Annotated in this window: 8 protein-coding genes; 4 read left to right on the top strand and 4 right to left on the bottom strand. The window is 60.2% G+C overall.

Annotated elements, in window-relative coordinates; all coding sequences use genetic code 11:
* The first annotated feature begins 17 nt into the window (after window positions 1-17).
* A complete protein-coding gene (locus tag U1A53_RS10640) occupies window positions 18-962 on the top strand; it encodes a TraB/GumN family protein (protein WP_322280731.1) in 945 nt (314 codons plus the stop codon).
* A 73-nt stretch (window positions 963-1035) separates the two neighbouring features.
* On the opposite strand, the gene U1A53_RS10635 is transcribed toward U1A53_RS10640, so the two are convergent.
* On the bottom strand, window positions 1036-2007 hold the full coding sequence (locus U1A53_RS10635) for a KpsF/GutQ family sugar-phosphate isomerase (protein WP_322280729.1): 972 nt from the start codon (window positions 2005-2007) through the stop codon (window positions 1036-1038).
* Between the two features lie 104 nt (window positions 2008-2111).
* On the opposite strand from U1A53_RS10635, the gene U1A53_RS10630 reads away from it, so the two are divergent.
* Entirely contained in the window at window positions 2112-3098 is a 987-nt protein-coding gene (locus tag U1A53_RS10630; protein ID WP_322280728.1) for a hypothetical protein, read from the top strand.
* A gap of 50 nt (window positions 3099-3148) precedes the next feature.
* On the opposite strand, the gene U1A53_RS10625 is transcribed toward U1A53_RS10630, so the two are convergent.
* A complete protein-coding gene (locus U1A53_RS10625; protein ID WP_322280727.1) occupies window positions 3149-3382 on the bottom strand; it encodes a ferredoxin in 234 nt (77 codons plus the stop codon).
* A gap of 167 nt (window positions 3383-3549) precedes the next feature.
* Here U1A53_RS10625 and U1A53_RS10620 point away from each other — a divergent pair, with 167 nt between their 5' ends.
* Window positions 3550-10134, top strand: coding sequence for a hypothetical protein (locus U1A53_RS10620; RefSeq protein ID WP_322280725.1), 6585 nt, complete (start codon window positions 3550-3552; stop codon window positions 10132-10134).
* An 80-nt stretch (window positions 10135-10214) separates the two neighbouring features.
* Window positions 10215-11264, top strand: coding sequence for an MBL fold metallo-hydrolase (locus U1A53_RS10615; protein ID WP_322280724.1), 1050 nt, complete (start codon window positions 10215-10217; stop codon window positions 11262-11264).
* A 1-nt stretch (window position 11265) separates the two neighbouring features.
* On the opposite strand, the gene U1A53_RS10610 is transcribed toward U1A53_RS10615, so the two are convergent.
* Window positions 11266-13278: a S9 family peptidase gene (locus tag U1A53_RS10610; RefSeq protein WP_322280722.1), complete on the bottom strand. Its 2013-nt coding sequence runs from the start codon at window positions 13276-13278 to the stop codon at window positions 11266-11268.
* A gap of 36 nt (window positions 13279-13314) precedes the next feature.
* On the bottom strand, window positions 13315-14604 hold the full coding sequence (locus U1A53_RS10605) for a Gfo/Idh/MocA family oxidoreductase (protein WP_322280721.1): 1290 nt from the start codon (window positions 14602-14604) through the stop codon (window positions 13315-13317).
* Between the last annotated feature and the right edge of the window lie 50 nt (window positions 14605-14654).

Genomic DNA, 14654 nt, shown 5'->3' with positions numbered 1-14654 from the left:
CGTGTTTGAGTCGTCCAATGCTGATTCCCCGTCTTGTTCTCGCACTCGCACTGATCGTGTGCGCTGTGGCATGCGAGCGTGAGGAGAAAAAGGCGGATGGAAAACCGGATTCAGCGGCCTTTGTCTCTGATGGTGCCGGTGATGGCAGCGTGTGGGTGGTGGACGGGCCGAACGGCGGCCGGCTGTTTTTGTGCGGGACGATTCACATCCTGCGTGAGAAGGACTACCCGCTGGCCCCGGCCTACGAGGCGGCTTACATGTATTCGAACAAGCTGGTGCTGGAACTGCCGCCCGGCGCAGCGTCCGGGCCGGAGCTGACCAGCCGGATGTCACAACTCGGCTTGTACTCGGCGGACACTTCGCTGGAGGCGAATGTGAGCAAGGAAACGTGGGAGGGCGTGAAAAAGTGGACGGCGAAGCGCGGACTGGAGGTTTCCTCGATGAACCGCTTCCGCCCGTGGTTCGTGGCACTGCTGATGACCAATGTCGAATACGCCAACCTGGGGGCCAAGGCCGAAATGGGTGTGGACACGCACTTTGAGCAACGGGCGAAGAAGGATGGCAAGCCTGCGGAAGGACTCGAAACGGTGGAGTTCCAAATCCAGCTCTTTGCATCCCTCAGCGACAAACAGCAGCGCGAGTTGCTGGAGCAGACGCTGATCGAGGTCAGCCATGTGGCCGAGGAGTATGAAAAAATCGTCCGGGCATGGAAACAGGGTGATCTGGCGGCCCTGAGCGAGATGATGCTGCAGGAGGCGGAGCGCTATGCCGACCTGAACGAGCTGTTCGTCACAGCCCGCAACCTGTCATGGATGGACCGGCTGGAGCAGATGCTCAAGAACGGCGAAAAAGTCATGGTGCTGACCGGTACGCTGCACTTCATCTCGGACACCGGCTTGATCGAGCTGATGCGCAAACGCGGCCACCGCGTGCGGCACTATCGTGAGGTGACTGATTTCTGAGGATATTGTTAGAAGTGATGCGTTACGGGTTATGAGTTCTTCAAATGGCTCCTCTCATAACCGCCTTCCCTCCTCACACCAGCCGCAGTCGCGTGAGATCCTGCGTATCGACCATGCCGACAGGTTTGCCCGTGGAATCGACGACGACAATGTCATCGACGCGGTTCTTCTCCAGTGTGGCGAGCACCTCGGCGGCGAGTTTGTCGGCCTGGATGCTGACGGGGCGTGGCGTCATGAAGTCGCGCACGGGCTTGAAGGCGATGGCGTTGTCCTTCTGGAAGGCGCGAACGAAATCGCCATGCGTGAAGACGCCGGCGAGCATGCCGTCCGCATTCGTGACGATGGCGGCGCCGCTGCGGGCGCGTGTCATGGCCTGGAGCGCCTCGCGGACAGGAGTCTCCGGCGTGATGATCGCGAGCTGCTCGCCGCTGCGCATGACATCGCTCACGCGGGTGAGCAGCGCACGGCCCAGCGAGCCGCCGGGATGCAGCCGGGCAAAGTCCTCGGATTGAAAACCGCGTGCTTCGAGCAGCGCCATCGCCAGCGCGTCACAGAGCACGAGCATCGTGGTGGTGCTGGAGGTGGGTGCCAGGTTCAGCGGGCAGGCCTCCTGCGTGACATGCACATCGAGCACAACGTCCGCATTTTTTGCCAGCGTGGATTGCAGCGCACCCGTGATGGCGATGATCGGAATGCCAAAACGCTTCACATGCGGCAGCAAGTCCAGTAGTTCGGAGGTTTCTCCGCTGTAGCTGAGCATGATCGCCAGATCGCCCGGATCGGCAACGCCGAGATCGCCGTGCAGCGCATCACCGACATTCAGCAGCACGGTGGTGGCCCCGGTGCTGTTGAGCGTTGCGGCGAGCTTGCGGCCGATGTTGCCGCTTTTGCCCACACCGCAGACGATGAGCTTGCCACGATTGCGAACGCACGGCAGCAGCAGTTCGATGGCACGGGAGAAATTTTCGTCGATGCGTGCATGCAGCCGCTGCAGTTCATCGATCTCGATCTGGATGACGCGCCGGGCCTTTTCAGGGTAATTCATGGGTCGAAAACTGTAGGCGGGGACTGAGATGCGGCAACCAAGTGCTTGAGCCTGAGAGATTTCCCCGCCATTATCAGATGACTGTTCCATCTGACTTACTGCCAATGACTTCCGGTTCCATCGGTTCCCACCGCGCCTTCATGGGTGTCAGCATCACCCTGTGCGTCTGTCTGGCGCTGACTCTCTTCGTGGGATGGAAGTGGTATTTTGAGAGCCTCTCCAGCCGCAACACCCTGATCGAGCTGGCAAAAAAGGCGGAGACACGCGTTCGTGAGCTGGAAAACCTGGGGCTTTCCGTCGAGGCCGCGAAAACCGAAATAGCGCCGCCTTCAGTGCTTCCCAAGATTTCAGTCGCGGAGGCGGCTCCCAATCCGTCCTCCAACGCTCAGGGTGCCCTATATCCCGAGGCATCCAAAATCAAGGAACTGCCACTGGGAGAAACCAATGACGATGTGGTTCAGGCGCTGGCGCTCCTGGACCAGTATTGGAAGACCGAAGCGTGGAAGGACCGCGTGCCGCTGGTGGTCAATTCCGACCGTGTCGCCGCCTCGATGCAGGACTTCTATGAAACCCAGGGCGCCAAAGACCCGGTGCCCGGTGGTCTGGTCAGCAAGGCCCGTTACCTGATCGATGACACCGAAATTCTCTACTTCAGCTACACCAGCAGCCGCCCCACCGGATCGCTGGAGGTTGCCATGCTGCGCGGCCCACAGGGAAAGTTCCTGATCGACTGGGAAAGTCTCACCGGCTATGGCGCGATGTCCTTTCAGGACTTCCGCACAAAGCGCCCCACCAAGCCGGTGAGCCTGCGCGCCTATGTGCGCCTGTTTGAATACTTCAACTTCGAGTTCTCCGATTCTAAAAAATACCTCTGCGTGAAGCTGACTTCGGAGAACGGTGAAAGTTCTGTTTACGCCTACAGCGAGCGCGGCACGGAACTGGCCCGCTGGCTCGAATCCGACCTCGCCTCCACGGGGCCTTCCGGCTTCAAGGGCTACACGATGCAGGTCTCTTTCCCGCCGGACGCCCAATCGAACCAGTGCGTGAATTTGGACAAGGTCGTGACTGCCCGCTGGCTGGTGCTGCAGTGAGGGTCCGCCGCCATTAGTGTCGGCAGGCGGTGAACCAAAACTGAAGCCTTTTACTCTCCGTCTCGGCCAATGGCCTCCACCGGGCAGCCGGTGAGTGCTTCCTCGCAGAGATTGCGCTCGTCGTCGTTTTCAGGCTGCTTGTAGAGGAAAGAATGGCCGCCGTCATCGTCACGCTTGAAGTTCGCCGGGGCCGTTTCACGGCAAAGGTCGCAGTCGATGCACTGGTCATCGACATAGTAGGCACCGGGGGCGTTTTGGGCGTATTTGTTTGCAGCGTCGGCCATGGGGTCTGGGAGGTAGGGGCCGCGATAGTAGTTCCCGGCCCCTTGGTTTCAAACGGTTTTTTGCCCTGCTGTCCCTACCCTTGGTCCCTGATTGACAGACTCTTTACAATAAAAGCTCGCCTCAGCCGTGATGCTCGCCGCATCATTGCCCCAACCCGCCCACGACCATGAAAACGCCCTTCCGCAGCTTTCTTCTGCCCCTGCTCTTGTCAGCCATAACCTTGGCGAAGGTGAACGCCGAAAACGAAATCGGCTTCATCGAGCGCTTCGCCCTCGCCGCCGACCGCGAAAAAGCCCTCGGTGAACTCGTTCCCGGTTCCGAAGAGTATTACTTCTTCCACGCCCTCCATTATCAAAACATCCGCGACACCGCGAAGCTCAACGACATCCTCAACCAGTGGCGCAAGCGCACACCCGACGAAAACGAGCAGCGCCGCATCATCGAAAACCGCGAAGCCATCCTCAACTACGAGCGAGATCCACAAGGCACGCTCAAATACCTCATCGAGCGCCTCGGCATCCGCCACGACCACCAGCAGGAGGTCCGCGACCAAAAGCCCGACCTCCCCACCAGCCTCGACCAGACCAAAATCTCCCGCGAGGTCTTCCTCCGTGATGCGCTCAACAACGACCGCGCCCTGCAATCCCTCACCCAGGACGCTCTCGCGGCCTTGATTCGCGATCAGGTGCCGCTCACTCCTGACCAGCGCCGCAGCGTGCTGCAAAAGCTCCAGCGCCCCGATGTGCCCAATCTCGTCGCCGCGCTGAATGCGGACTTCAAAGCGGAACCGAACATCGGTTTCGGCGATTTGCCCATTCATCGCCAGCTTTTGCTGCCACAGCTCGATGAGCTGAAAAGCGAGCACTTCGGCAGCACCAACTTCATTTACACCTACCTGCGCAAACTCGCCCCGAGCGCCGATGTCAGCCTCGAATACGACGAAGCCGAGCGCGAAGCCTGGCTCGACCGCGTGTGGGTCTTCGCTCAAGGCGTCACATCGCACAAAACTCTCAAAGTCCGCATCCTCTACCTCCGCCTCGACCATGACCGCAAAAAAGGTGTCTATGACCGCGAACGCTTCCTCGCCTACCTCAAACTCCCCCGCCGGATGCCCTACATCAACGAGGAGTTCCTGCGCACCTATAACTCCGACTGGAGCGACCTCGACGCCGACCTCAGCGAGCCGCTGCTGCATTCCCCGCCCATCGGCAACGATGAGGCGCTCGTCCGCGACTACTTCCTCCACCTCTTCGCCACCGCCAAAGCCGATGCCACCGCGCCACAGCTCCTCTCCCCTTGGACCGACCATGTGAGCGATACATGGCTCAAGCCCATCCTCGCCGAGGCGCTGATCACCAACGGCATCGGCAATCCCGAGCGCTGGGCCTCGCTCATCACGCCCACCGAGTTCCAGCAGCTCAAAGAGCGCGTGGACATCGAATTCCCCGCCACCAACGCCCCACAGTTCCTGCCCGGCGACGACATCGCGTTCGACGTCATCGTCAAAAACACGCCGAAGCTCATCGTGAAGATCTTCGAGCTCAACACGCTCAACTTCTTCCAAACCCAGCAGCGCCAGCTCAATACCGACCTCAATCTCGATGGCCTCGTCGCCAACAGCGAGCAGACGCACGCCTTCGACGGCGGCCCGTTCAACCGCACGCGGCAGAAATTCCAGTTCCCCGACCTCAAAGGCAAACGCGGTGCCTGGATCATCGAATTCATCGGTGGCGGCCGCAGCAGCCGCGCCCTCATCCGCGCCGGCCAATACCACACGCTTCAACAAACCGGCCCCGCAGGAGATTTGATCCTCGTGCTCGACGAAAAGAACCAGCCCGTCAAAGACGCCGCCGCGTGGTTTGAAGGCCGCAGGCTCACCGTCGATGAAAAACTCGGCCGCATCGCCATTCCGTTCACCAACCAGCCCGGCCCCGGCACGAAAAACCTCATCATCGGCGACGCCGCAGGCACCTTCGCCACTCTCACGCAATTCACCCATCACACGGAGGATTATCGCCTCGACGCCCAATTCCACATCGAGCGCGAGCAGCTCCTCGCCCGTCGAGAAGCCACGCTCGCCGTCCGCACCGCCTTGATGCTCGGCGAGACCCATCTCGCCCCCGAACTGCTCACCGAGCCGAAACTCACCATCACCAGCACCACCCACGACGGTATCTCGACCACCCGCGAAGTCAAAGACCTCAAACTCAGCGCCGGCAGTGTCCTCACGCACAAGCTCACCGTCCCCGAGCGCCTCGCATCACTCACCGTGGCCTTCAGCGCCAAAGTCGATGTCCTCAGTGCCGGTGGCACCAAGAAAGACCTCACCGCCAGCCACACCTGGACCCTCAACGGCATCGACAAGACCGAAGCCGTCAACGATGGACACCTCAGCACCTTCGACGGCCAGCGCACCTTCGAACTCCTCGGCAAAAACGGCGAACCCGTTGCCGACCAGCAAGTCATCTTCACCTTCAAGCACCGCGACTTCAACCGTGTGCAGACCGTCGCCTTGAGCACTGATGACAAGGGCCGCGTGGCGCTCGGCAAACTCGAAAACATCGCCCTAGTCACCGCCAAAATCCCCAACGGCCGCAGCAGCATGTGGCCGCTCGAAGACGCCGACACCACCCTTACAACAACGATCCACACCACTGAAGGCGAAACGATTCGCATCCCAAAGAGTAGTCTCGGGGTTCGCTTCGCGGCTTCGCAACAGCCCGTCTCGCTTCTCTCACTGTCAGCGGGAACTTTTACCACAGATCACGCCGCAGCGATCAAAACGGAGGCAGGCTTCGTCACGCTGAACGGCCTAAAGGCCGGGGACTACTCTCTGCGGCTCAGTGACCAACTCATCACCATCAAAGTCACCCAAGGCGATGTCATCGGCGGCTGGGCGCTCGGCAAGCACCGCCAGCTCGAACTCAAAGGCAATGTGCCGCTGCAAATCGCCAGCGTCGAGAACGACAAAGACTTCATCACCGTCAAACTCGCTCACAGCAACCCCTTTGCGCGAGTCCACGTCGCCGCATCTCGCTTCGATCCCGGCAGCGGTCTTTTTGGCGGTCTCGGCGGCTTCACGCGCTTCGGTGCGGCCTCCGGCACGCCCGCGAGACATCCGAACCTCTACTCCGCCGGACGCGAGATCGGCGATGAATACCGCTACATCCTCGAACGCCGCTACGCGAAGCTCTTCCCCGGCAACATGCTCACGCGCCCAGGCCTGCTGCTCAATCCGTGGGAGATTCGCAACACCGATCTCGAAGAATTGAGGCAGCAAGCCGGCGAAGGAGCCGCGATGACTCGCGGCGGAGCCGCAGGCGGCATGGCACCCGCCACGGCGATGCCCGCGAAGAAAATGAAAGCTCAAGCCGGCCCGCAAGGCGGCACGAACCTCGACTTCCTCGCCAACGCCGCACCGGTCATCTATAATCTCGTTCCTGACAAAGATGGCGTCGTGCGCATCGAGCGCAAAGCGCTCGGTGATCGCCAGCACGTCCAAATCTATGCCGAAGATCTGCACAACGCCTCCTGGCGCACGCTCACACTGCCGGAAGTGCCGACGAAATTCGCCGATCAGCGACTCGCGCGAAACCTCGATCCCGTGAAGCCCTTCACGCAGAAGAAAGAGATCACCGTGCTCGAAACCGGCAAGACGCTCACGCTCTCCGACATCCTCACCAGCGAGTTGGAGACCTACGACACCCTCGGCGGCATCCACAGCCTCTTCACCACACTCAGCGGCAACGGCCATCTGACAGAATTCGCCTTCATCCTGAACTGGCCGAACCTCAAGGACGACGAAAAACGCGCCAAATACGGCGAGTTCGCCTGCCACGAGCTGAGCTTCTTCCTCTCCCGCAAAGACAAGCCGTTCTTTGATCAGGTCATCAAGCCCTATCTCGCCAACAAGAAGGACAAAACCTTCATGGACGAGTTCCTCCTCGGCCTCGATCTCCAAACTTATCTCCAACCTTGGGCCTACGCCCGCCTCAACATCGTCGAGCGTATCCTGCTGGCCCAGCGCATCGAAAACGAAGCGCCCAATGCCGCGCGTCATGTGCGCGAGTTGTGGGAAATGATTCCGCCGAATCCCGAGCAAGCCGATCATCTCTTTGAAACTGCCTTGCGGGGCCGAGCGATGGAGTTCGGTGACTCAGGTGCCGGAGTTGCTTTCGATAAGGCCAAATCAGAGATGGCCGCGAATGCTCCACCGCCACCACCCATGTTGCCCGCACCATCACCTGCGGCACTCATGGACAATTTTGCCGCCGAACCCGCTGCTGGCGGTGGTTTTGGCAAAGGCATGGGAATGGGTGGCGTTCCAGGCGCTCTTCGACGCTCCATGACCGCCGAAGAACTGCGGGCACTGCCTCAATTAAAAGCCGCCGATGGAGATCGCATGGCGGGCCGCAAAGAGCTCGAAACGCTCGTCGCAGAACGCGAGGTGGCTCTTGGGCAAACTTTGGTTCTCAGCGGGAGTTCCACCTCAGGGGCCACTGCCATCAACGGCGGCACATTGGCCTATTTTGGCGCGGCTGACGCTCAGAACGCTCGTGGACTCGTCCGCGCCTTCTTCCGAGCGCTCGGCCCAACAAAGGAATGGGCGGAGAACAACTACTACAAGCTGCGCATCGACGAGCAGGCTGCCGAACTCGTCACCGTGAACGCCTTCTGGCGCGATTACGCGGCCTGGGTGGCCGCAGGGTCGAAGAACGGCTTCGTTTCGTCGAATGTGGCCGAAGCCAGCCGTAACTTCACGGAGATGATGCTCGCGCTCGCAGTGCTCGACCTGCCGTTTGAGGCGGCGAAACACACCACGAAGGCCGACAACGGCCAGTTCACCTTCACGGCGGGCGGACCGGTCATTTTGTATCACAAGGAGATCAAACCCGCCGCTGGCGAAAACAACGCGCAGGGCCAGCTTCTCGTGTCACAGAGCTTCTTCCGCCACGGCGACCGCTATCGTCAGGAAGGGAACGAAAAGTTCGAAAAATACGTCACCACCGAGTTCCTCACCGGCGCGACGTATGGCGCGAACATCGTCGTCACCAATCCCACCAGCAGTCCGGCGAAGGCCGTGGTGCTGCTGCAAATCCCGCAGGGCGCTCTCCCTGTGCTCGGCAGCAAGGCCACCAACAGCCGCCAAGTGCGCCTGGAGCCTTACACGACGCAGACCTTTGAGTATCACTTCTACTTCCCGCTCGTTCCCGCTAAGGCCGGACTGAAATTCGCGCACTTCCCAGTCAATGTCGCCACTGCCACCGGTTCAGCCGCCGCGAAACCGTTTGAGTTCAACGCTGTCGCCAAACTCACTGAGGTGGACAAGGCTTCATGGGATTATGTCTCGCAATATGGCAGCGACGCTGAGGTGTTCAGCTTCCTCGACCAGAACAACCTCGAAGGACTCAACCTGGAGCGCATCGCCTGGCGCTGCCGCAAGAGCAGCGACTTCTACCAGAAGCTCATCGTCTTCATGAATCAGCATCATGTCGCGGACGATGCCGTTTTCAGTTACGCCTTCCTCCACAACGACGCCGCGACGCTCGGACAGATGTTGAAGGACGACGAAAGCTACGGCCCCTGGCTCGCCAGCAAGCTGCTGACCATCGAGCCCATCGAACTTCGCAGCTACGAGCACCTCGAATACTCCCCGCTCGTCAATCAACGCGCCCACCGCGTCGGCAGCGATTGGCGGATCGCGAATCCGGCGGTGCTGGAGGAATATACGAAGCTCCTCGGCATCCTGGCCTTCAAACCGCAGCTCGATGCCATGGACAGCATGAGCGTGACCTACTTCCTCTTCCTGCAAGACCGCGTCGAGGAGGCGCTGGCCCGCTTCAAGGCCATCGACGCCGCCAAGCTGCCCACACGGCTCCAACACGACTACTTCCAGTGCTACGCCGCCTTTTATGAGGGCGATCTCGCTTCCGCACGCGGTCTCGCCGCCAAATACGCCGGCCATCCAGTCCCACGCTGGAAGACACTCTTTGCGGATGTGACCACGCAGCTCGATGAAATCGAAGGCAAGGCCAGCAAGACTGAAAAGGGAGACAAACCCGACCGCGAGAAGCAGCAGGCCGAACTCGCCGCCACAGAGCCGACGTTTGAGTTCAAGGTGGAGAACAAAACCATCGGTCTGAGCTGGAAAAACCTCTCCGAAGTCACGCTGAACTACTACCTGATGGACCCCGAGTTCAGCTTCAGCAGCAATCCGTTTGTGAGCCAGGATTCCGGCCGCTTCAGCATCATCAAGCCAAACAAAACCGCCACGCAGACGCTGCCGAAGGATCAAACGACACTTGATGTGGCCCTGCCCGCAGAGTTCACCAAAGCAAACGTGCTTGTGGAGGTCATCGGTGCCGGACAGCGCAAGACTCAGGCCTACCACGCCAACACGCTGAAGCTCACGCTGACTGAAAACTACGGCCGCCTCGAAACCCGCGACAGCACCACCGACAAGGCCCTGCCGAAGGCCTATGTAAAAGTTTATGCCAAGCTCAACAACGGTACCGTCCGCTTCTTCAAAGACGGCTACACCGATCTGCGCGGTCGCTTTGACTACGCCAGCCTCAATGGCCCTGAAAACACATCGCCGCAGCCTGTTCCCGCCGACGCGCCACCCGCCAACGGCCTCGACTACCAGATGCTCAAGCCCGCCGAGCTCAACAACGTCGAAAGACTCTCCCTTCTCATCCTCAGCGACACGCATGGAGCCACCGTGAAGGAAGTGAATCCGCCAGGGCGGTGATTGGCAGTTTGTTGTTCACGCTTCAGTGTGTTTGTGAGAGAAGAGGACACGCTAAAGCGTGAACAACATACCAACCTGCCATGAACCGAACGCTCTTCCTCCTGCTTGCCTTCGCCATCACCGCCGTCGCCCGCGACAAGACACTCGACATCTACTGGATTGACTCCGAAGGCGGCGGATCAACGCTGATTGTCACGCCGGAAGGTGAATCAGTGCTCATCGACACGGGAAATCCGGGCGGACGTGATCCGCAGCGGATCAAGAAGGTTGCGACCGAGATTGCGGGTCTCACGCGCATCGACCACGTCGTCATCACACACTTCCATGTCGATCACTTCGGTGGCCTGGCCGAACTCGCGGCGCTGATGCCGATTGGAACGCTTTATGACAAGGGAATCACCGAGGGCAGCCCTGATGACAAGGCGCAGGACATGCGCTGGACCTTGATGAGCCGGCCGTATCGCGATGCGAAGGTGGAAAAACGCGTCAAGTTGACCGCAGGGAGCCTGATTCCCCTCAAGCAGCCTGCGGACGGTCCCAAGCTCCAACTGCGCTGCCTCGGCGCGAATCAGCAATTCATCCCGCCTTATCCTGATCAGCCGGAAAACCCGCTCAAAGGCTCGGTGCCGCCGAAAGCACCCGATCCCAGCGACAATGCCAACAGCGTCGTGCTCGTGCTCGACTTCGGCGGCTTCCGCTTCTTCGATGGCGGCGATTTGAGCTGGAACATCGAGGAGAAACTCGTCTCGCCCTTCAATCTCGTCGGCACCGTCGATTTGTATCAGGTGAACCACCACGGCCTCGACAGCAGCAACAACCCGATCTTGATCCGCAGCCTCCAGCCGACGGTTTCCGTGATGAACAACGGCCCGCGTAAAGGCACCAGCAAGTCAGCCATGGATGCGCTCAAGTCCACGCCGACAATTCAGGCCATGTATCAGGTGCATGAGAACGTCCGAGACGATCACGAGAATACCGCCGACAAAAGCATGATCGCGAATCACGGCGACCTGGCCGAGACCTGCGCTGGTCATCACATCCACTGCACAATCAGCGCGGAAGCGAAGAGCTACACGATTGAGGTGCCGTCGCAGAAGCACTCGCGCACGTTCCAGACGAAGGAGAAGTGAATCACTTCGGCTTGTCGTGTTGCTCAAACCAGTCGAGCACACGGGTGAGCACATCTTCACGATGCGGCAGTTGTTTGATCGGGTGGCCCTCGTCGGGATAGAGGACCATCTGGGTTTCGACGCCGTTCTCTTTGAGGGCACGATGGAACATCTTCCCCATCGCCACAGGGCAACGGCGGTCATTGGTGGCGTGAAGGATGAGCGTGGGCGTGCGAACTTTGTTGGCGTAGGTGAGCGGACTGTGCTGACGCATGCGTTCGGCAACGTCCCACGGCATGCCGCTCATGTCGTGCTCGGTCCAGCTTTGCAGATCGCTGAGGTGCCACATGACGTTGAGATCGGTGACGGCGTTCTGGGCCACGGCGGCGCGGAACTGGGTCGTCTGACCGACAAGCCAGGAGGTCATGTAGCCGCCATAGCTCACGCCATAGACGAACTGCCGGTCGCGATCTGCGATGCCCTCCTTCACGAGGAAATCGATGCCGGTAAGGATGTCCTTCATGTCACCGCCGCCGAAGTCGTTGTGATCGGCATCAAGGAACTTCAAACCATAGCCGGTGGAGCCGCGGAAGTTCGGCTGGAACACGGCGTAGCCGCGCGTGGCGAAGAACTGCGTGTCGAATCCGGCACCGCTTGTAGCGCGGTGATGCGGGCCGCCATGCGGCATGACGAGGAGCTTGAACGGCGGCTTGGCGATGGAAGCAGGCGGTTTGGTGAGCACGCCCTCGATCTCCAGGCCATCGAAGCTCTTCCAGTGGATGATTTCATCCTCGGCGCGCAGGCGCTTGCCGATCTCTGGACTGCTGCGCGGGATCAACGGACTGCGTGCGGGCGGTGGTGGCGGCGGCGTGTCTTCGATGGCCTGTGGGCCGGCGTCTAGGTTTACTGCCTGTGTCCGGCTTTTCACGCCGCTGATGGCATTGAACCACACGCGCTGGTTGTCACGCCAGCAGTTGTCGGGCAGTGGAGTCGTTGGGGCGAGATACGGCGGCTTGTCCATGCCTTTACCGTGATGATCAAAAACAACATGCGATGATGCGGCCTGCGAATCAAGATCCACGACCAGCAGATTGAAGACATCGATGTGCGGACCTTTGAACCGTGGCGAACTCAGGCACACGAGCCGCTTGCCATCCGGCGCGATGCGCGGTGAAAACTCAGGGCCTGGTCCTGTCGTGAGCTGCTCGATGCTCTGGTCGGCAAGCGTGATCTTCCACAGGTCGTAGTTGTGATTGATGCTGTAGCGCGCGGACTCCTGCTCGGCGTTGCGGTTGGCATGGCAGACGATGAACGAGCCATCGGGTGACCACTGCGGGTCGCCATACCAGAAGTCGCCGGGTGTGAGTTTCGTGATCTTTGCGGCGGCAGCATCATCGGGCGCCTCCTTCAAATCGGCCACCCACACCTGCGTGGGACCATAGCCTTCGTAGCCCTCGCCCTGATCATCTCGCACGATGAGGACGTTGTTCCTTTTTTCGGCTTCGGTGCGCAGATCGCGACCTTCATCGGCGACGAACAGCAGTTTCTTGCCATCCGGCGAGAATGCGACGCGGCCATAGAACTTGTCGGTGATCACGCGGCCATACGGCTTCGCTTTGCCGCCGAGCGGGATTGCCTTGCCACCGGCAACGGACATCAGCCAGATGTCGGCGGCGGGATCGGAATACGGCGGCACAGGTTGGAAAGCGGGCGTGCCATCGGCAAACGCACGCGTGGAAAGAAACACGATCCACTTGCCATCTGGCGACAGCATGGGACTGGAAGCATCCGGTTCGCCCTCTTCGACAGCGGCAGCTTTGCCTGTGTCATCCACCTGCCAGAGTGACTGCTTCAACGTGCGTGAGGCCTGATCGACGCGCTGCCGGACATAGAGTGCGGTTTTGCCATCGCTGAGCGTGATCACATCCGTCGCGGCATCGGTCTTGTAGATGTCTTCAATCTGCGGCGGTGGCGGTTCTTCGGCGAGAGCAGGACTCAGGAGGACAATCAGGACAAGACTTGGAATGAGGCGCATGGCAGCTATACGCCGCGAAACCAGTTCTTCATTGCCTCAACCCGCACGCTTCCAATCTTCCCGGCTCGTGCGCTGACGCAGATCATTGGCCTTGGCATCATCGAAGGCCTCGGTCTTCGGATCCCAGCGCAGCGGCTTGTCGAGTTCCATCGCAATCGCGCCGATGTGCATGACGGTGCTGAGACGATGCAGCCCCTCGGCGGTGTAGGTCGGCGGCGTGCCATTCCTGATCGAATCGAGGAAGTTGCGATGCTCGCGCGGCGGACGCGGCCAGATCTTGTTGGTGACAGGATCGTAGGTCTTGCGGAAGAGGTCCATGTCGCTGGCCTCAAGCGGTCCGGTCCAGCCGTTGATGGCGACCCAGCCATCACTGCCTTCAAAGCGAATGGAGGCGGCGCTCGCCTGCACCTCCATCGTCACGCCGTTCGCGTAGGTGTACTTGAGTTCGTAATCACGCGGCACGGTGTTGATCGAGTTCGGCGGAATGACGCCTTTGCCGCTGACCGCCACCGGCGCGGAATTTTCCGCAAAGTTGCCGACCTGCGCGGTGTCGATGAGATGCGCACCCCAGTCGGTGAGCGAGCCGCCTGAAAAATCGCGAATCTGCCGCCACACCTGGTCGTTGGTGAGGCTCGGCGTGTAAGGCCGGTGCGGTGCCGGACCGAGCCACAGTTCGTAGTTCAGATCATCCGGCACAGGCACCGGATCTTCCTTGGGGAAAATGGGCTTGGCCGGCAGGCCGACCTTGATGCGTTCGAGTTTGCCGATTCCGCCATTGCGCACGACTTCCGCGAGCTTGTGATAGTGGATCACCGCACGATCTTCGAGGCCCGTGGCGAACACAGCCTTTTGTTTGGCGACGGTGTCGGCAAGTGTGCGGCCCTCGGCGATGGTGAGCGTGGGTTTCTCGCAAAACACCTGCTTCCCGGCGGCCAGTGCCATCAACGCCATCGTCACATGCCAGTGATCCGGCGTGGAGATGACCACCGCGTCGATGTCGGGTCGTGCGAGGAGCGCACGGAAGTCGGCGAACTCGGCGCAGTCCTCGTTGCCATACTTTTTGTTCACCACCTCACGCGCATGTGCGCGCCGGCTCTTGAACACATCGCAGACAGCGATGATCCGGCAGTCATCCTCCTGAAGGAATGAGTTGAGATTCACTCCCAAGCCATGCTTGCCGACACCGATGCAGCCGAGGGTGATCTTTTTCGATGGAGCATCCGCCGCGAGCAGACGGGACGAAACGAATTGTGGAGCGATCCCGGCAGCCACAATACCAGCCATGCCGGACTTCAAGAACGAGCGACGCGAGGATGATGAATTCATGGAGGGGAGTTTGAGATGAAATAACTCCGATGACAAGACATTGAAGGCCC

The sequence above is a fragment of the Prosthecobacter sp. genome, from assembly GCF_034366625.1.
Lineage (GTDB): Bacteria > Verrucomicrobiota > Verrucomicrobiia > Verrucomicrobiales > Verrucomicrobiaceae > Prosthecobacter.
Note: the sequence above shows the minus strand (reverse complement) of the source record. Positions and strands in the feature narration are given on the sequence as shown.

Bases quoted from the DNA above. Each gene is read 5' to 3' on its own strand.
- U1A53_RS10640 (WP_322280731.1), top strand. From the start codon at position 18: ATGCTGATTCCCCGTCTTGTTCTCGCACTCGCACTGATCGTGTGCGCT.
- U1A53_RS10635 (WP_322280729.1), bottom strand. From the start codon at position 2,007: ATGAATTACCCTGAAAAGGCCCGGCGCGTCATCCAGATCGAGATCGAT.
- U1A53_RS10630 (WP_322280728.1), top strand. From the start codon at position 2,112: ATGACTTCCGGTTCCATCGGTTCCCACCGCGCCTTCATGGGTGTCAGC.
- U1A53_RS10625 (WP_322280727.1), bottom strand. From the start codon at position 3,382: ATGGCCGACGCTGCAAACAAATACGCCCAAAACGCCCCCGGTGCCTAC.
- U1A53_RS10620 (WP_322280725.1), top strand. From the start codon at position 3,550: ATGAAAACGCCCTTCCGCAGCTTTCTTCTGCCCCTGCTCTTGTCAGCC.
- U1A53_RS10615 (WP_322280724.1), top strand. From the start codon at position 10,215: ATGAACCGAACGCTCTTCCTCCTGCTTGCCTTCGCCATCACCGCCGTC.
- U1A53_RS10610 (WP_322280722.1), bottom strand. From the start codon at position 13,278: ATGCGCCTCATTCCAAGTCTTGTCCTGATTGTCCTCCTGAGTCCTGCT.
- U1A53_RS10605 (WP_322280721.1), bottom strand. From the start codon at position 14,604: ATGAATTCATCATCCTCGCGTCGCTCGTTCTTGAAGTCCGGCATGGCT.